This is a genomic window from Roseomonas sp. HF4 (assembly GCF_005222755.1).
Lineage (GTDB): Bacteria > Pseudomonadota > Alphaproteobacteria > Acetobacterales > Acetobacteraceae > Neoroseomonas.
The window spans coordinates 1-15,392 of sequence record NZ_STGD01000024.1; the positions used below are offsets into that span (position 1 = coordinate 1).

Genomic DNA, 15,392 nt, shown 5'->3' on the forward strand with positions numbered 1-15,392 from the left:
GTCGGCCAGCCCGAGGCCGAGGAAGCGCATGAACGACAGGCGGTCCTTGATGAGATACTCGCAGCGCTCGTCGGACAGCCCGTGCATCGCCTGCAGCAGCAGGATCTTGAACATCAGCAGGTGATCGAAGGCCGGCCGGCCGCCCTTCGTGCCGTCCGCCCGCGGCACCGCCAACTCCAAATCCGCGCGGAACATGGCGAAATCGATCAGCGCGGCGATCCGCTCGAGGTCATCGCCCTTGGCCGACAACTCCCGCAGCCGTTCCTCCACGTCGAAGAAACCCGGCTGCCGAACCATCGCCATCCCCCGCGCCAATCCGCGTCAGTGAATCAGCCGAACGGCTTCAGGGCGAGGGGTTTCTGGAGGTGTCCAGATGCCGAGGGCAGGCAGCGTCCGGCGACGCCGCGGCGACCAGCCCCGCGCGCGGGCGGCAGGGCCGCCCCGTCGGCGCGATCGCCCGTGCCGTTCAGCGCGAGGCGCCGGAACGCCCGCGCTTCTCCAGCAGGCGTCCGAGGATCACGAGCAAGGCCCAGACCAGCCAGCCAGCCCCGATGACGATCATCGCCTCCTGCACATCCGCCCAGCGCGCGCCGGCGAGCGCGGGCATCTCGCCGTTCGGCGTCGTGCCGCGCCCCGCCACGCCGATGGGAAGGGCGACAACCAGGATGACGCCGGCGATCAGGACGCCGATGGGCGTTGCCGGTCGCGATGCCCCGATCGTGATCATCAGGGACGGCACGACGGCGAAGGCGATCGCGAACAGCATGATGCCGACATCGACCTCGGCGTGGCGCATCGCGAGCGCCAGGAGGCATGGCATCGTGAGCGCCGCGATGCCCAGCAGGATCTGCCGGCCCAGGGGAAGCGCCGAGTCGCCGCTTCCCTCGGTCAGCCGGTCGAGATGTGCCGCGACCCAGGGATGGCGGGACAGCACAACCAGCGCCAGGCACAGCAGCGCCGCGGCGAACAGCCACGCCAGCGGCATGGCCGCATCGAGCCTGGCCCACCGAGGATCCGCCACCCAGCGACCGACCACGATGCCGCGCGCCGCCGTCCATCCGGCCTGCCGCAGCGCTTCCTCCACGGCGAAATCCCGCAACGGTTCGGGCAGCAGCCGCAGCACGCCGCGCCCCGCATCCCAGGGGGCGCCCGGCACCTCGTGCGTCACGCCATCCGGCCCATGCTCCAGCACCGCAACCACCGGTACGGGCTGCGCCGGCGTCCAATCGGGGCCGACGACCGGCAGCACGGTGAAGCGGCCGCGCAGCCTGCTGGGGCTGGTCGGGCGCCCCCGCAAGTCGTTGCGCGGGAGTTCGAGACGGACCTCGACCGTGCGGGCGAGATCGGCGCGCGGCGCGGCGCGCGGCAGCAGGAAGCCGGCGGCGGCGGGGCGGGAGGGTGCGGCTGCCGCATCCAGGCTCGGCACCGCGCCGAAGATCCGCGCCTCGTTCATGCCGAGCGACAGGAACGCCGAGCCGACAACGATGCACATGGCGTAGCCGATCCGCAGCATGCCCGGGCCGGCGCAAAAGAACGCCACGCCGGTCGCCGGCAGCAACGAGAGGAGGAACGCGACGAAGAGCGGCGTCGAGCCTTCGCCCAAGGCCGGCAGCAGGATGGCGTGGAGCAGCATGGGCAGCGCGATGCCAACCGCGCCAACCAGCAGCGTGCGGAAAAGACGGACAGGCGGCGGCGCGGCGTCCGGTGGGGCGGTAGTCGTCGCGGAGCCGCGGCGGCGGTTAAGCCTCATGCGGCTTCACGCGCGCCGCGAGCGACGCGCGCGGTCATCGCCGCGGGATCCGCGGCGCGGCGATCACCGTCCATCATCGCCCGACCGGGAGGTGGGCGCTGTCATGGATCAGCCTGCGAATGACGGGCGTTCCGAGCCGGGAGGCAGAGCGACCGCGGGATCAGTCGTCCCGGTGCACCCGCTCCATCCGCTCGTGGCGCTCCTGCGCCTCGATGCTCATGGTCGCGATCGGGCGGGCTTCCAGGCGCCGCAGGCCGATCGGCTCGCCGCTTTCCTCGCAATACCCGTAGGTGCCGGTCTCGATCCGGTCGAGGGCCTGGTCGATCTTGCTGATCAGCTTGCGTGCGCGGTCCCGCGTGCGGAGTTCCAGCGCGCGGTCGGTCTCGACGCTCGCGCGGTCGGTCAGGTCGGGCTCCGCGATGCCACCTTCGGACAGGGAGGAGAGGGTCTCGCCCGCTTCGCGCAGCAGGTCCTGCCGCCAACGCAGCAGCTTCTGCCGGAAATACTCCAGCTGCAGGGGGTTCATGAACTCTTCGGCCTCCGAAGGCCGGTAGTCGGGCGGCAACGTCACCAGCATGTCAGTCCATTCCCCCGGGCGCAGGGTCTCGGCCGCCTGTCCGGCAGCGGCCGGAAACCCCCTTTTCAAAGCGGGCGGAACATAGACGCGGCCCGTGGCGAAAGCCAAGGGGGACATTGACGACAAATCCCTGAAACGGCGCGGTTTTCAGTCCGATGACAGGTCGGGGTCGATCCGAAGCCGCGCAAGTTCGACGCGGAGCCTCAGCGCGATGCCCGCCACGGCGGCCTGCAAGGCGGGGTCGGCGGCGGGGGCGCCATCGGCCAGCCCGGCCAGCTGCGCGAGTCGCGCGGGGTCCAGCCGCCCGCCGAGCAGCGCGGCCTGCAGCATCGCGAGCCCCTGCAGCATGGCCTCCCCGCGGCGGCGAGCACGGGCGTCGCGCTCGGCGGCCGGGGCGCCTTCCTGCAGCGCGAGCAGGCCGATCGCCGAGGTGGGCGCCACGCCCTCGGCCGCGGCGGCGGCATCGGGCGCCATGCCGCCGCCGAGGTTGAAGGCGCCCCCGCCCGCCCGCGCCCCGCGCGCGGGGCGGGCCGGCCCGCTGCCCGGGACACCCCTGATGACCACCATGCACCCTCCTTTGCCGCTGCCCGGCACCCGCCGCCGCCTGGCGGCAATCGCTGCCGGGCAGCGCCGGGCCCTGCGCTGGCACGCGGCTTGCGCTCCACCCGGCCACGAGCCGCCCACCGAGCCGCGCCCGACCCCGGCGCAGGGAGACGCATCTTGGCCGCGAAGGATTACGCGAGAACGAAGAGCCGGCCCGGCGCCCTGCCGGCGCTGCTGGCCCTGGTGCTCTCTGCCCTGCCGGCGCTGCTCGGCGCCCTGCCCGCGGCGGCGCAGCAGGTCCGCATCAAGGACATCGCGGATGTCGAGGGCGTGCGCGACAACCAGTTGGTCGGCTACGGGCTGGTCGTCGGGCTGAACGGTACCGGGGACCGGCTGCGCTCGGCGGTCTTCACCCGGCAATCCCTGGTCGGCATGCTGGAACGTCTTGGCGTCAACACGCGGGACCAGGAACGCCAGCTCGATACACGCAACGTCGCCGCCGTGATGGTGACCGCAAACCTGCCGCCCTTCGCCAGGCCCGGCAGCCGGATCGACATCGCGGTCTCGGCGCTGGGCGACGCCACGAACCTGACGGGCGGCGTGCTGCTGGTGACGCCGCTGCTGGGCGCGGACGGAGAGGTCTATGCCGTCGCACAGGGCGCAGTCGCGACCGGCGCGATCAGCGCGCGCGGCGCCGGCGCCTCGATCACGCGGGGCGTTCCGACCGCCGGGCGCATCGCCAACGGCGCCATCGTGGAACGCGAGGTGCCCTTCCAGCTCGCGAGCCGCGACCGCATCCGCCTGTCGCTGCGCAACCCCGACCTGACCACCGCGCGGCGCATCGCCACCGCCATCAACGGCGCCATGCGCGGCAGCGTGGCCGAAGCGTCCGACTCGCGCACGGTCAGCGTGGCGCTCGGCGGGCGCAGCCCGGTCGCCTTCCTCAGCCAGATCGAGCAGCTGCGCGTCGAGCCCGACCAGGTGGCACGTGTCGTGATCGACGAGGCGTCGGGCACCATCGTCATGGGCGCCAATGTGCGCGTCTCCACCGTCGCGATCGCGCAGGGCAACCTGACGATCCGCGTGACCGAGACGCCGCAGGTGAGCCAGCCCAATGCGCTGGCGGGCGGGGAGACGGTGGTGGTGCCGCGCACCCAGGTGGAGGTGGACGACCAACGCGACCGGCGCCTCGGCATCCTGCCGCGCTCGGTCACGCTGGATGAGCTGGTACGCGGGCTGAACAGCCTCGGCGTCGGGCCGCGCGACCTCATCACCATCCTGCAGGCGATCAAGGCCGCCGGCGCGCTGCAGGCCGAACTCGAGGTCCGCTGATGGACGCCCGGCAGCCAGCATGCCGCGGCTTCGCCCGGCTCGGCCGGGCTACGCGGGCCGAGCTCGACATCCGCTGATGGACGCCCCCGCGCTTCCCCCCGTGCAGCCTCGCGCGCTCGCGCGTCCGGCCACCGCCGGCGACGACGCCACCATGCGCCGCGCCGCCCGCGACTTCGAGGCGCAGGCCTTCGCCCTGCTGCTGCAGCCGATCTTCGCCACCGCCGATGCCTCCCGCGGCCGATTCGGCGGCGGCGCCGCCGAGGCGCAGTGGCAGCCCATGCTGGTCGAGGCCTACGCCGGCGCCGCCACGCGGGCGGGCGCCGGCCTCGGCTTGGCCGATTCGGTGCTGCGCGAACTCCACCGCGCCCGCGCCGCCGCAAGCACCCCCAACACGGGAGAGACAGCACCATGATGGACACCCTGATCCTGGCCGGGCAGCGCCTGGCCGAGGCGCTGCGCGCCGAGAACGAGGCGCTGGCCGCGCTAGACCTGTCGCGCGCGGCGCGGCTCGCCACCGGCAAGATCGCCGCCTCCGACGCCTTCGCCGCGGCCTATGCGGCGCAGGCCAGGCACGGCTCCGCCGCGACCGGGCCGGTGCGCGACGCGGCGGCGATCCTGGCGCGGCGGCTCGAGGAACTCGGCACCGAGAACCGCCGGCTGCTGGAACGCGCCGTTGCGCTGCAGTCCCGCGTGATCGAGACCATCGCGGGGGCGGCGCTGCCGCGGACGCAGCCGCAGGGCTATGCGCCGGCCGGGCGGGCGGTGGCGGCAAGGCCGCCGGCGCTGGCAGTCTCGGCCCGGGCCTGAGGCCCGCCGACCGCCAGGGCGCCGAGCACCGCCTCGATCGGCTCGATGACCGTCACGCGCGGCATCTGCCGGGCGAAGACATCGCGGTTGTGCGCGGCGGCCAGGCTGAGGCGCCGAAGCTCGGCCGGCGTGAAGCCCGGCGCGCGGGCGAGGAAGCGTCGCACCGCATCGAGCGCCGCGGCGAAGCGGCGCTCGGGCGCGGGCTCGCGGTCATACCCGTGGTCCACGAGGCCGTGCAGCACGTCGAAGCCGATCTCCTCCAGCCCCGCGATCGTCCCGGCATTGCCGAAGACGACGAAGGGCAGGCCCGAGGCGAGCGCCTTCAGCGTCTTCTCGGTCCAGCGGCGCAGGCCGGGCCACACCATTTCCGTCTCGGTCACGATGAAGATCTCGGCGGCGGCGATCTCCTCGACCGGCAGGGAATGCACGCGCCAATGCGGCGCGCCGAATTCCGCGGCGTCGCCGGGCATGTGAAGCTGCTCGGCGGCCAGTGCCCGTGCGCGCTCGATCAGCCCGGGCTGGCCACGGGCGAACCAGTCGGCGTCGGCCCAGAACCGCGCCTCGGCCCGCGCGTCGCCAACGTCCCGCCGGAAGGAAATCGAAAGGTGGCCGGGCTCCGGCCGTGCCAGCAGCCAGGCGGCCAGCACGGCGCGGTGCGGGCGCAGCGCGAAGTTGAGGCAGATCCAGCGAAGCCGGCGCGGCGCCCCGTCCGGCAGCGCGAAGCCGAAGGGCCATAGGGCAGGCGGGCTTGGCGGCCGCGGCGGGGTGTCGGCGTCGAACAGCCGGCGCCACAAGGCAAAGCCGTACGAATCGGCGACAGGCGTCAGCATCGGCGCGATCCCCCGCGCAGCGCAGTGCGCGCGGTATTCGGCGCCGAGCGCCCGGTTCTGCTGCAGCCACGCCGCGCGTGAGGCGGGGATTCCCGCGGCCGCGAGCGCGCCATGCAGCGATTCCGCATGGACCGCGCGGAAGGCGCGGCCCTCGGTCGCGCCGTCGAAGACCACGATCCCCTCCCCCGCGCGGATGCGGTCCAGCACGTGCCCCGGAACCACGGTCAGAAGACCTTTGGCGCCGTCGGCCCGCTGCAGCAGGGCAAGGTCGAGAAAGAGGCTGAGCAGCACGGGCGCACCCGGCGGCGGCGGGGGCAGGTGGCGCGCCAGGATCGGCATGACCGTGCGAAAGAGATGCCCGGGCCCGGACTCCGGCACCGTGACCCATTCCACGCCGCCGAGGGGCGCCAGCCGGTCGAGGGGCGGGCGCAGCGGCGGTCCTTCGGGCGGCGGGGGCAGACGCGCCATCGCACCAGTCATGGCGCCATGCCGCGCGGTCGTCCAGCGCCCGGCTTGCCGCGCAGGCGGGGCCGTCGCAGGCTCGGCGCGTGATCCCATTCCTCCGCCGCCATGCCAGCCTGATGGCGATCGCCGCCATCGGGGCCGCCGCCGGGGCTACGATCTGGCGGCGGGACGGGGCCGGGGCCCTGGCCGCGGCGCTGGTCCATGCCTGGGACCTGTTCCTCTTCATCCTGCCTTCCCTGCTGGCGGGCATGCTGCTGGCGGCCTCGGTCCGGCAGCTGGTGGCGCCGGGGATGCTGGCGCGCTGGATGGGGGCCGAGAGCGGCCTGTTCGGCCTGGCCGTCGCCACCGCCGCCGGCGCGCTGACGCCCGGCGGGCCGATGGCGGCCTTCCCGCTCGTGCTCGTGCTGGCCGCGGCCGGGGCCGACCGGGGGGCACTGGTCGCCTATATCCTGTCCTGGTCGCTGAACGGCTTCCAGAAACTGCTGGTCTACGAGGTCTCGCTGCTCGGCCTCGACTTCGCGCTGATGCGCACGCTGCTGACGCTGCCCATGCCGGTGCTGGCGGGCTGGGTCGCGCGGCGGCTGCCGATCGCCTGGACGCCGCCGCGATGACGGCGGGGCAGGCCGTGCTCTGGGTGCTGGCGCTCGGCGCGCTCGGCCTCTGCCTGCGGCGCGGCCCGGGCACGGCGCGCAAGGCGGTCACGGATGCGGGGCAGAGCATCCTGAAGATCCTGCCGATGTTCGCCGTGGCTCTTCCCATGGCGGCCTTCCTGGCCGAACTGATCCCCGCCGATGCCGCGAGCGCCTGGATCGGGCCGGAGTCCGGCACCACGGGGATCCTGGTCGCATCCTTCGCCGGCGGGCTGATGCCGGGCGGGCCCTTCGTGACCTTCCCGCTGGTGCTGGCCTTCGCCAAGGCGGGCGCGGGCGTGGCCCAGATGGTGGCGCTGGTCACCGGCTGGTCGATCTTCGCGATCCACCGCATCGTGACCTGGGAATACCCGCTGCTCGGCTGGCGATTCGTGGCGCTGCGGGTGCTGGCGGCGGCCCCCCTGCCGATCATCGCGGGGCTGCTGGCCGAACTCGTCCTGCAGGTGGTCCCGATCGGCCTCGGCCGGCCCTGACCCTTTCGCGCCGGGCCCGCTTCGGGCATGAGGCGCGACGATGGACACCGCGGGGATGGATCCGGACTGGGCCGCGCTGCTGGCCGCGCGCGACGGCGCCGCGCCGCGCGGTGCGCTGGCCCCGCTGTTCGCGCCGGTCCTGGCGCCGCCCACGGCACCCGATGGCTGCCGCGTGGTCGGGCGGCTCGCGCAGACGCTGGACGGGCGCATCGCCACCGCCTCGGGCAGCAGCCAGTGGATCGGCGGCCCGGGCGACATCCTGCACACGCACCGGCTGCGCGCGCTGTGCCACGCCGTCGTGGTCGGCGCCGGCACGGTCCGCCACGACGACCCGCGCCTGACCACGCGCGAAGTCCCCGGCCCCGACCCGCTGCGCGTCGTGATCGACACCGACCGGCGCCTTTCGGCCGATTACCGCATCTTCCGCGAAGGGCCGCCGACGCTGCTCGCCTGCGCCGCCGATGCGCCGGGCGCGGACACCCATGGCACGGCCGCGGTGCTGCGCCTGCCGCGCGCGCCCGGCGGGGGCATCGCGCCGGGCGCGCTGCTGCGCGCGCTCGCGGCGCGCGGCCTGACGCGGGTGTTCGTCGAGGGCGGCGGCGTCACTGTCTCCCGCTTCCTGGCCGCGGGCTGCCTCGACCGGCTGCACGTGACGGTGGCGCCGGTGCTGCTCGGGTCCGGCATCCCGGCCTTCACCCTGCCGGAAGTGGCGCGCATCTCGGACGGGCTGCGCTTCGCCTGGACAGTCCACGAGATCCCGCCGGACATCCTGCTGGACATCGCGGTGGATCGCGCGCGGCCGGGAGGGGGCGCATGACGGGAAGCAAGCATCGGGGGAGGGAACTCCCCCGAATCCCCCTTCTCTGTCACCTGGCGCTGGCCGGGAGGGGTTTCCCTGCCCCGCGACGGTCCCGATGATCACGTCCCGCGCCCTCTGGTCCGTCGCCCCCGGCCGCTGCGAATTGCGCGAGGAGCGCCTCCCGCCCCCCGCCCCCGGCCAGGCGCTGGTCCGCGCACTCGCCACCGGCATCTCCCGCGGCACGGAACGCCTGGTGCTCGCCGGCCGCGTGCCCGCCAGCCAGCGCGCCGCCATGCGCTGCCCGCTCCAGGCCGGCGATTTCCCCTTCCCCGTGAAGTACGGCTACAGCGCCGTCGGCATCGTCGAGGACGGGCCGGCTGAGTTGCGCGGACAGCGCGTCTTCGTCCTGCACCCGCACCAGGACCGCTTCCTCGCGCCCGTGGCGATGTGCGTGCCGGTGCCGGACGCCGTGCCCGACGCCCGCGCCGTGCTCGCCGCAAACATGGAAACCGCGGTCAACGTGCTGTGGGACGCGCGGCCGCTGGCCGGCGAGCGCGCGCTGGTCATCGGCGCCGGCGTGGTCGGGTTGCTGGTCGCGGCGCTGCTCGCGCGCATGCCGGGGATGGAGGTCGTGGTCTGCGACATCGATCCGCGCCGGCGCGGAGTGGCCGAGGCGCTGGGCGCCCGCTTCGCAGCGCCCGAGGATGCGCCGGCGGACCGCGACCTCGTGATCCACGCGAGCGCCGACCCGTCCGGCCTGCGCCGCGCGCTCGAGCTCTGCGCCTTCGAGGCACGGATCGTCGAGGCGTCCTGGTACGGCGACCGCGAGGCGAGCCTGCCGCTCGGCGAGGCCTTCCACGCGAAGCGGCTGCAGATCGTCTCGACGCAGGTGGGCGCGGTGGCGCCGGCGATGCGCGGCCGGCGCACGCATGGGCAGAGGATGGCGCTGGCTCTCGCCCTGCTGGCCGACCCGCGCCTCGATGCCCTGGCCGGTCCCGTGACGCGCTTCGAGGACCTGCCAGAGACCATGCCGCGCCTGCTCAACCCGCCGCCGGGCGAGCCGGCGCCGCTCTGCCCCGTCGTCGCCTACGGCCGATAGGGCGGTTGCGGCGCCGGAGCCGCTCCCCATCTATCGGGATTGGCGAACGCGGCCGCGCGCGGCTGCCATGGAACGGGAGAGCGCGATGCAGGAACCGACCAAGCCGGCGGCACTGGACGACACGACCGCGGTGCGGCAGGGCGAAACGCTCGGCGTGATGCGCTGGGTGCTCGGGCTTTCGCTCGGCGCGGCGGTCCTCGGCATGGGCGTCGCCTGGTTCCTCGCCTGACGCCGGGGCCTGACGCCGGGCGCGGGTGACTGCACGCGGGCGCGCCGCTAAAAGGGCGGCATGTACAGCCTCACCGTCGTCGACCACGTCATGATCGCCCATTCCTTCCGCGGGGAGGAATTCGGGCCCGCCCAACGCCTGCACGGCGCCACCATGGTCGTTGAGGCGGAATTCCGCGCGCCCGCGCTGGATCGCCTCAACCTGCTGGTCGACATCGCGGCGGCGAAGGTCGAGCTCCGCGCCATCCTCGACACCTTCGACTACCGCAACCTCGACGCCGAGCCGCAATTCGCCGGCCAGAACACGACCACGGAATACCTCTGCGCGCATATCCACCGGCTGCTGTCCCAGGCGCTGGCGGAAGGGCGCCTCGGCGAGGGCGGGCGCGCGGTGACGGGCCTCAAGGTGCTGCTCAAGGAGAGCCACATCGCCTGGGCCGCCTATGAAGGGGCGCCGGTGGCTTGAGCGCGATCCACCTGCTGGTCCCGGGTCCCTTCGACGCGATCTCGGGTGGCTACATCTACGACCGCCGCATGGTCGACGGGCTGCGCGCGCTCGGCGCGGCGGTGGAGGTCGTGGAACTCCCCGGCAGCCACCCCGCGCCGGACGAGGCCGCGACGGATGGCGCGCGCGCAGCGCTCGCCGCCCTGCCGGCCGATGCGCGCATCGTGATCGACGGACTCGGCCTGCCGGCCTTCCTGCCGCTGGCGCAGGACCTCGCTGAGCGGCGCGCGGTGGCGTTGATCCACCACCCGACGGCGCTCGAGCACGGCGTGCCCGAGGCGACGCGCACCGCGCTCAAGGCGCGCGAACGGGCGCTGTTCCGCGCCTGCGCGCGGATCGTCTGCACCTCGCCGCTCACGGCGCGGCGGCTGCCGGAGGAATTCGGCGCCGACCCCGAACGCATCGGCGTGGTCGAGCCCGGCACGGACCCGGCGCCGCGCGCGACTGGGTCCGGGGGGCCGGGCTGCGCCATCCTGTCGGTCGGCACGCTGGTGCCACGGAAGGGGCATGACGTGCTGCTGCACGCCCTGGCGCGGCTGACCGACCTCGACTGGAGCCTCACCGTCGCGGGCGACGAGCGGCGCGACGCCGTGCACGCGCACGGCCTGCGCGCGCTGGCGGAGGAACTCGGCATCGCATCGCGCGTGACCTTCGCGGGTGAGGTCGCGGGCGATGCGCTGGAGGCGCTCTATGCGCGCGCCGACCTGTTCGCGCTGGCCACGCGCTGGGAGGGCTACGGCATGGCCGCGGCCGAGGCGATGGCGCGCGGCCTGCCGCTCGCGATCACCGCGGGCGGCGCGATCGCCGAGGTGGTGGCCGAGGGCTCGGCCATCGTCTCCCCGGTCGATGACCACGTCTCTCTCTCCAAGGGGATGCGCCGGCCGATCTTCGATCCCACGCTTCGCGCCGAGATGGCCGAGGCCGCCTGGCAGGGCGGCCAGCGCCTGCCGCGCTGGGCGGACCGGGCGGCGGCGTTCCGCGACGAACTCGACAAGGCGCGCGACTGATGGCCGAGGAATTCGACGGCGACTGGCTGGATCTCCGCGAACCCTACGACGCGGCGGCACGCGACCCGGAGCTGGCGGCCATGCTGGCTGCGGCGCTGCCGGCGCGCCCGCGCGTGCTCGACCTCGGCGCGGGCACCGGCAGCCTGCTGCGCTGGCTCGGGCATTTCATCGGCCGCGCCCAGGCCTGGACGCTGGTCGATGCCGATGCCGACCTGATCGACCGCGCCTACGAGACCATCGCCGACCGCGCCGAGGCCGTGGGCTGGGCCGCGACCTTCCCCGGCAGGCGCGTGCTGCTGGTGCACGCCCCGCACGGCGCCTGGCGGGTCGAGGGTCTGGTGGCCGACCTGTCGCACGCGCCGGTCAACCTGCCGCTCGACCGCGTGGACGCGGTGGTGAACACGGCGCTCTGCGACCTCGTTTCCGAGGGTTGGATCGAGGCGATGGCCGCGGCCTGCGCGCGGCGCCGCTTGCCCTTCTACGCCGCGCTCAACGTCACGGGGCGGGAGAGGTTCCAGCCCCCCTACCCCGGCGATGCGCTGGTGGCGCGCGGCTTCCGGCGCGACCAGCGGCGCGACAAGGGCTTCGGCGGCACCGCACTCGGACCCGCCGCGCCGGATGCGATCGCGCGGGCCTTCGCGGCGCATGGCTACACGATCCACCGCGCGGCCTCGGACTGGATCATCGACCGGCGCGCGAGGCTCTTCGCGCGGGAGATCGCGACCGGCCACGGCGCCGCCGCGATCGCCTGGGAACGCCGCGATGCGGAGGTGATCGAGGACTGGATCGAGGCGCGCCGCGCCCAGGCCGAGGACGGGATGCTCTCGGTCCGCATCGGCCACCAGGACGTGCTCGCCCTGCCGCCCGGCTGAAGGAGGCCGCCATGCCCGACACGCCGCCCGTCGCGATCACCGCCATCGAGGTTGCGCCGCGCGCGCGGCCGTCGGGCTATCCGGCCGACCTGGTCGCGAAGATCGGCGGGCGGGAGAAGCGGGTGCTGGGCGACATCTTCGGCCTGCGGAACTTCGGCGTGAACCTGACCCGCCTGCCGCCCGGCGCGGCATCCGCGCTCCGGCACGCGCATGAGAAGCAGGACGAGTTCGTCTACATCCTGGAGGGCACCTGCACGCTGGTGACCGATGCCGGGGAGACGCCGCTGCACGCCGGCATGTGCGCGGGCTTTCGCGCCGGCACGGGGGATGCGCATCACCTGGTCAACCGCGGCGAGGCCGATTGCCTCTATCTCGAAATGGGCGACCGCACGCCGTTCGAGCGCGTGACCTACCCCGACGACGACCTCGACATCCGCCCCGGGCCGGACGGGAAGTCCGTCTATTTCCGCAAGGACGGCACGCCCGTCTTCTGAAGGACACATGACCATGCCCCTTCTCCTGGGCTGCATCGCCGACGACTTCACCGGCGCGACCGACCTCGCCAACACCCTCGTGAAGGCCGGGATGTCCGCCGTGCAGGCGATCGGCGTGCCCGACGGGCCGCTGCCCGAGGCGGATGCCGTCATCATCGCGCTCAAGATCCGGACGGCGCCGGTGGCCGACGCCGTCGCGCAGTCGCTCGCCGCCTGCGACGCGCTGACTGCCGCCGGCGCGAAGCAGCTGTTCTGGAAGTACTGCTCGACCTTCGACAGCACGGACGAAGGCAATATCGGCCCCGTGGGCGATGCGCTGCTGAAGCGCCTCGGGTCGGGCTTCGCCATCGCCTGCCCGGCCTTCCCGACCAATGGGCGGACCATCTATCTCGGCCACCTGTTCGTGGGCGGCGCGTTGCTGAACGAGAGCGGGATGGAAAACCACCCGCTGACACCGATGACGGACGCCAGCCTGGTGCGCGTGCTGTCCCGCCAGACCGAGGGCGGGGTCGGCCTGGTGCCCTTCGGCGTCGTCGAGCAGGGCGCGGGCGCGATCCGCCAGGCGATGACGCGGCTGGGCGATGCCGGCCGGCGCTGGGCGATCGTCGATGCCGTGACCGACGCGCACCTGATGGCGATCGGCGAGGCGATCGCGCCGCATGCGTTGGTCACCGGGGGATCGGGCGTCGCCATGGGCCTGCCCGAGAATTTCCGCCGCGCCGGGCTGCTGCCCGCGCGCGCCGACGCCGCCGCACTGCCGCCCGCGCAGGGCTTCGCGGCCGTGGTCGCGGGGTCCTGCTCGCGCGCCACGCTCGGGCAGATCGGGCTGGCGCGGGACCATGTGCCGGTGCTGGAACTGGACGCGCTCGCGACCCCCGATGCCGCCGCGCTGGCGGCGCAGGCGCTGGCCTGGGTCGAGGGACGGCTGCAGGCGGACCGCCCCGTGGTGGTCGCCGCCAGCGCGCCGCCCGAGAAGGTCGCGGCCCTGCAGGCGAAGCTCGGGCGGGACGCCGCCGGTGCGCTCGTGGAAGACGCGGTCGCGACCATCGCCGAGGGCCTCGTCGCGCGCGGCGTCGGCCGGCTTGTGGTGGCCGGCGGCGAGACCTCCGGCGCCGTCGTGCAACGGCTCGGCGTCACGGCGCTGCGCATCGGCCCCGAGATCGACCCCGGCGTGCCCTGGACCTACGCCGAGCCGCGCGGCATCCACCTCGCGCTCAAATCCGGCAATTTCGGCGCGCGCGACTTCTTCCTGAAGGCCTTCGACCATGGATGAGCAGGCGCTTCGGGACCAGCTCGCGCTGCTGGGCGCCTCGCTGTTCCAGCGCGGCTATTCGGTCGGCACGGCGGGCAACATCAGCGTCCGCCTGCCCGATGGCTACCTGATGACGCCGACCAATTCCTGCCTCGGGCGGCTCGACCCCGCGCGCATCAGCAAGCTGGCGCCGGACTGGTCGCATGTCGGCGGCGACCGGCCGTCGAAGGAAGTCTTCATGCACCGCGCCATGCTGACGGCACGGCCCGACGCCGGCGCGGTGGTGCACCTCCATTCGACGCACGCGACCGCCATCGGCTGCCTGGCCGAGCCTGGGGAGACGGCGCCTATTCCGCCGCTCACGCCCTATTTCGTGATGCGGGTGGGCCGCGCCCTGCCGGTGATCCGCTACTACCGCCCGGGCGACGCCGCGATGGAGGCCGACATCCACGACGCCGCGAAGGGCGCCAAGGCCGTGCTGCTGGCGAACCATGGCCCGGTCGTCTCGGGGCGCACGCTCGAGGACGCGGTGCACGCGGCGGAGGAGCTGGAGGAAGCGGCACGCCTCGCGCTACTGCTGCGCGGCGCCGGCGCGCGCAGCCTGACACCCGCGCAGGTCGACGACCTTCTCGCCACCTTCGGCTGAGGCGCTGCGGCGGCGCCCATCTTGACCCACACCCCCCACCGCGCGAGACGGCAGTCGGAGCAAACGTCCCGGGAGAACAAAGCCATGCCGACCCGCCGTGCGGTGCTCGCCGCCGCATCCCTCGCCGCGCTGTCTCGTCCCGCCCTTGCCCAGGCCCCCTGGGCGCCGGACGGTCCCGTGCGGCTGATCCAGGGCTTCGGGCCCGGCGGCACCACGGACATCGTGGCGCGGCTGCTCGCGCCGCATCTCGCGGCCGCGCTCGGCCAGCCCGTGGTGGTCGAGAACCGGCCCGGCGCCGGCGGCACGCTCGCGACAGAGGCGCTCGTTCGCGCGCGCCCCGACGGGCGCACCATGATGATGCTGAACAACGCCTTCGCCGTCACCGCCGCGACCTTCCGCCGCCTGCCCTACGACCCGCTGGCCGATGTCGTGCCGGTCACGCAGGTCGCGACCATGCCGCTCGTGTTCCTGACGCCGTCCGACGGCCAGCTTTCCTCCGTCGCCGCGCTCGTCGAGGCGGCGAAGGCGCGGCCCGGCGCGCTCAACCTCGGCACCGTAGGCGTCGGCTCGACGCAGCATTTCGTGGCCGAGGCCTTCCAGGCCATGGCCGGCATCCGGCTGACGCACGTGCCCTATCGCGGCACGCCGGCCGTCGTGCTGGCGCTGCGCCAGGGGGAGGTGCAGGTGGTGGTCGAGACGCTGGCCGCCGTGCTCGGCCAGGTGCGCGAGGGCGCGGTGCGCGCCGTCGCGCTCTCGACCGCGCAGCGCTTCCCCGGCCTGCCCGACGTGCCGGCGATGCGCGAGGCGGGGCTTCCGGAATTCGACCTCGCGACCTGGTTCACGATCGGCTTCCCGGCGGGTATCCCGCCCGCCGCCGTGGCGCGCATCCAGGCCGAGACGGCGCGCGCGCTGGCCGATGCCGATCTCGCCACCCGCATGCGCGAGATGGGCCTGACGCCCGTCGGCAGCGACCAGGCCACCGCCGCCGCCGTCATTCGTCGCGACATCCAGCGCTGGCGGGACCTCGTGGTCAGCGCCGGCATCCCCCAGCAGGAGTAGTTCC

The 15,392-nt window shown here is 74.2% G+C and carries 20 protein-coding genes; 15 read left to right on the forward strand and 5 right to left on the reverse strand.

Annotated elements, in window-relative coordinates; genetic code table 11:
• The 4 genes from E8M80_RS23855 to E8M80_RS23870 form a co-directional block, all read right to left on the reverse strand.
• On the reverse strand, window positions 1–297 hold a 297-nt coding region (locus E8M80_RS23855), incomplete at its 3' end, for a transposase (protein WP_137128292.1).
• 169 nt (window positions 298–466) lie between these two features.
• Window positions 467–1,750 (reverse strand): hypothetical protein, encoded by a 1,284-nt coding sequence (locus E8M80_RS23860; protein WP_137128241.1) that lies wholly within the window; start codon window positions 1,748–1,750, stop codon window positions 467–469.
• 160 nt (window positions 1,751–1,910) lie between these two features.
• The gene (gene dksA / locus E8M80_RS23865) at window positions 1,911–2,327 is read right to left on the reverse strand and encodes an RNA polymerase-binding protein DksA (protein WP_137128242.1); all 417 of its coding nucleotides are present in this window, start codon (window positions 2,325–2,327) and stop codon (window positions 1,911–1,913) included.
• Between the two features lie 147 nt (window positions 2,328–2,474).
• Window positions 2,475–2,894 carry a flagellar assembly protein FliX gene (locus E8M80_RS23870; RefSeq protein WP_137128243.1) on the reverse strand — a complete coding sequence of 140 codons (420 nt, stop codon included), beginning with the start codon at window positions 2,892–2,894 and terminating at the stop codon, window positions 2,475–2,477.
• A gap of 153 nt (window positions 2,895–3,047) precedes the next feature.
• Between E8M80_RS23870 and E8M80_RS23875 the strand changes: the two genes are divergently transcribed.
• The 3 genes from E8M80_RS23875 to E8M80_RS23885 all read left to right on the forward strand — a co-directional run bounded on the left by E8M80_RS23875 (window position 3,048) and on the right by E8M80_RS23885 (window position 5,009).
• Entirely contained in the window at window positions 3,048–4,202 is a 1,155-nt protein-coding gene (locus E8M80_RS23875; protein WP_370287467.1) for a flagellar basal body P-ring protein FlgI, read from the forward strand.
• Between the two features lie 76 nt (window positions 4,203–4,278).
• Window positions 4,279–4,614 carry a rod-binding protein gene (locus E8M80_RS23880; protein WP_137128244.1) on the forward strand — a complete coding sequence of 112 codons (336 nt, stop codon included), beginning with the start codon at window positions 4,279–4,281 and terminating at the stop codon, window positions 4,612–4,614.
• Complete coding sequence (locus E8M80_RS23885; RefSeq protein ID WP_137128245.1) at window positions 4,611–5,009, forward strand: hypothetical protein; 399 nt, start codon at window positions 4,611–4,613, stop codon at window positions 5,007–5,009. The genes E8M80_RS23880 and E8M80_RS23885 overlap by 4 nt, the downstream gene beginning before the upstream one ends.
• Here E8M80_RS23885 and E8M80_RS23890 read toward each other — a convergent pair.
• Window positions 4,943–6,307, reverse strand: a complete 1,365-nt coding sequence (locus tag E8M80_RS23890) for a hypothetical protein (RefSeq protein ID WP_137128246.1) — start codon at window positions 6,305–6,307, stop codon at window positions 4,943–4,945. The two genes, E8M80_RS23885 and E8M80_RS23890, sit on opposite strands and share 67 nt — an antisense overlap.
• Before the next feature lie 80 nt (window positions 6,308–6,387).
• Here E8M80_RS23890 and E8M80_RS23895 point away from each other — a divergent pair, with 80 nt between their 5' ends.
• From E8M80_RS23895 to E8M80_RS23945, 12 genes are all read left to right on the forward strand, one after another.
• On the forward strand, window positions 6,388–6,915 hold the full coding sequence (locus E8M80_RS23895; RefSeq protein WP_240790199.1) for a hypothetical protein: 528 nt from the start codon (window positions 6,388–6,390) through the stop codon (window positions 6,913–6,915).
• A complete protein-coding gene (locus E8M80_RS23900) occupies window positions 6,912–7,427 on the forward strand; it encodes a permease (RefSeq protein WP_137128247.1) in 516 nt (171 codons plus the stop codon). The genes E8M80_RS23895 and E8M80_RS23900 overlap by 4 nt, the downstream gene beginning before the upstream one ends.
• 40 nt (window positions 7,428–7,467) lie before the next feature.
• Window positions 7,468–8,244, forward strand: a complete 777-nt coding sequence (locus E8M80_RS23905; RefSeq protein WP_137128248.1) for a RibD family protein — start codon at window positions 7,468–7,470, stop codon at window positions 8,242–8,244.
• A gap of 97 nt (window positions 8,245–8,341) precedes the next feature.
• Window positions 8,342–9,325: a zinc-binding alcohol dehydrogenase gene (locus E8M80_RS23910; RefSeq protein WP_137128249.1), complete on the forward strand. Its 984-nt coding sequence runs from the start codon at window positions 8,342–8,344 to the stop codon at window positions 9,323–9,325.
• Window positions 9,326–9,410: 85 nt separating this feature from the next.
• The gene (locus E8M80_RS26170; protein WP_170979611.1) at window positions 9,411–9,554 is read left to right on the forward strand and encodes a hypothetical protein; all 144 of its coding nucleotides are present in this window, start codon (window positions 9,411–9,413) and stop codon (window positions 9,552–9,554) included.
• A 60-nt stretch (window positions 9,555–9,614) separates the two neighbouring features.
• Window positions 9,615–10,019, forward strand: a complete 405-nt coding sequence (locus tag E8M80_RS23915; RefSeq protein WP_137128250.1) for a 6-carboxytetrahydropterin synthase — start codon at window positions 9,615–9,617, stop codon at window positions 10,017–10,019.
• Window positions 10,016–11,065, forward strand: a complete 1,050-nt coding sequence (locus tag E8M80_RS23920; RefSeq protein ID WP_240790200.1) for a glycosyltransferase family 4 protein — start codon at window positions 10,016–10,018, stop codon at window positions 11,063–11,065. The genes E8M80_RS23915 and E8M80_RS23920 overlap by 4 nt, the downstream gene beginning before the upstream one ends.
• Window positions 11,065–11,937 carry a class I SAM-dependent methyltransferase gene (locus E8M80_RS23925; protein ID WP_137128251.1) on the forward strand — a complete coding sequence of 291 codons (873 nt, stop codon included), beginning with the start codon at window positions 11,065–11,067 and terminating at the stop codon, window positions 11,935–11,937. Before E8M80_RS23920 ends, E8M80_RS23925 begins: the two co-directional genes overlap by 1 nt.
• An 11-nt stretch (window positions 11,938–11,948) precedes the next feature.
• Window positions 11,949–12,431, forward strand: coding sequence for a cupin domain-containing protein (locus E8M80_RS23930; RefSeq protein WP_137128252.1), 483 nt, complete (start codon window positions 11,949–11,951; stop codon window positions 12,429–12,431).
• 13 nt (window positions 12,432–12,444) lie between these two features.
• Window positions 12,445–13,704: a 3-oxo-tetronate kinase gene (otnK, locus tag E8M80_RS23935; protein ID WP_137128253.1), complete on the forward strand. Its 1,260-nt coding sequence runs from the start codon at window positions 12,445–12,447 to the stop codon at window positions 13,702–13,704.
• Window positions 13,697–14,329, forward strand: coding sequence for an aldolase (locus E8M80_RS23940; RefSeq protein WP_137128254.1), 633 nt, complete (start codon window positions 13,697–13,699; stop codon window positions 14,327–14,329). The genes otnK and E8M80_RS23940 overlap by 8 nt, the downstream gene beginning before the upstream one ends.
• An 84-nt stretch (window positions 14,330–14,413) precedes the next feature.
• Window positions 14,414–15,388, forward strand: a complete 975-nt coding sequence (locus E8M80_RS23945; RefSeq protein WP_137128255.1) for a tripartite tricarboxylate transporter substrate binding protein — start codon at window positions 14,414–14,416, stop codon at window positions 15,386–15,388.
• The last annotated feature ends 4 nt before the right edge of the window (window positions 15,389–15,392 follow it).

What these genes read in the sequence shown, in the direction of transcription:
- E8M80_RS23860 (WP_137128241.1), bottom strand. Translation starts at nt 1,750, where the DNA reads ATGAGGCTTAACCGCCGCCGCGGCTCCGCGACGACTACCGCCCCACCG.
- dksA (WP_137128242.1), bottom strand. Translation starts at nt 2,327, where the DNA reads ATGCTGGTGACGTTGCCGCCCGACTACCGGCCTTCGGAGGCCGAAGAG.
- E8M80_RS23870 (WP_137128243.1), bottom strand. Translation starts at nt 2,894, where the DNA reads ATGGTGGTCATCAGGGGTGTCCCGGGCAGCGGGCCGGCCCGCCCCGCG.
- E8M80_RS23880 (WP_137128244.1), top strand. Translation starts at nt 4,279, where the DNA reads ATGGACGCCCCCGCGCTTCCCCCCGTGCAGCCTCGCGCGCTCGCGCGT.
- E8M80_RS23885 (WP_137128245.1), top strand. Translation starts at nt 4,611, where the DNA reads ATGATGGACACCCTGATCCTGGCCGGGCAGCGCCTGGCCGAGGCGCTG.
- E8M80_RS23890 (WP_137128246.1), bottom strand. Translation starts at nt 6,307, where the DNA reads ATGGCGCGTCTGCCCCCGCCGCCCGAAGGACCGCCGCTGCGCCCGCCC.
- E8M80_RS23900 (WP_137128247.1), top strand. Translation starts at nt 6,912, where the DNA reads ATGACGGCGGGGCAGGCCGTGCTCTGGGTGCTGGCGCTCGGCGCGCTC.
- E8M80_RS23905 (WP_137128248.1), top strand. Translation starts at nt 7,468, where the DNA reads ATGGACACCGCGGGGATGGATCCGGACTGGGCCGCGCTGCTGGCCGCG.
- E8M80_RS23910 (WP_137128249.1), top strand. Translation starts at nt 8,342, where the DNA reads ATGATCACGTCCCGCGCCCTCTGGTCCGTCGCCCCCGGCCGCTGCGAA.
- E8M80_RS26170 (WP_170979611.1), top strand. Translation starts at nt 9,411, where the DNA reads ATGCAGGAACCGACCAAGCCGGCGGCACTGGACGACACGACCGCGGTG.
- E8M80_RS23915 (WP_137128250.1), top strand. Translation starts at nt 9,615, where the DNA reads ATGTACAGCCTCACCGTCGTCGACCACGTCATGATCGCCCATTCCTTC.
- E8M80_RS23925 (WP_137128251.1), top strand. Translation starts at nt 11,065, where the DNA reads ATGGCCGAGGAATTCGACGGCGACTGGCTGGATCTCCGCGAACCCTAC.
- E8M80_RS23930 (WP_137128252.1), top strand. Translation starts at nt 11,949, where the DNA reads ATGCCCGACACGCCGCCCGTCGCGATCACCGCCATCGAGGTTGCGCCG.
- otnK (WP_137128253.1), top strand. Translation starts at nt 12,445, where the DNA reads ATGCCCCTTCTCCTGGGCTGCATCGCCGACGACTTCACCGGCGCGACC.
- E8M80_RS23940 (WP_137128254.1), top strand. Translation starts at nt 13,697, where the DNA reads ATGGATGAGCAGGCGCTTCGGGACCAGCTCGCGCTGCTGGGCGCCTCG.
- E8M80_RS23945 (WP_137128255.1), top strand. Translation starts at nt 14,414, where the DNA reads ATGCCGACCCGCCGTGCGGTGCTCGCCGCCGCATCCCTCGCCGCGCTG.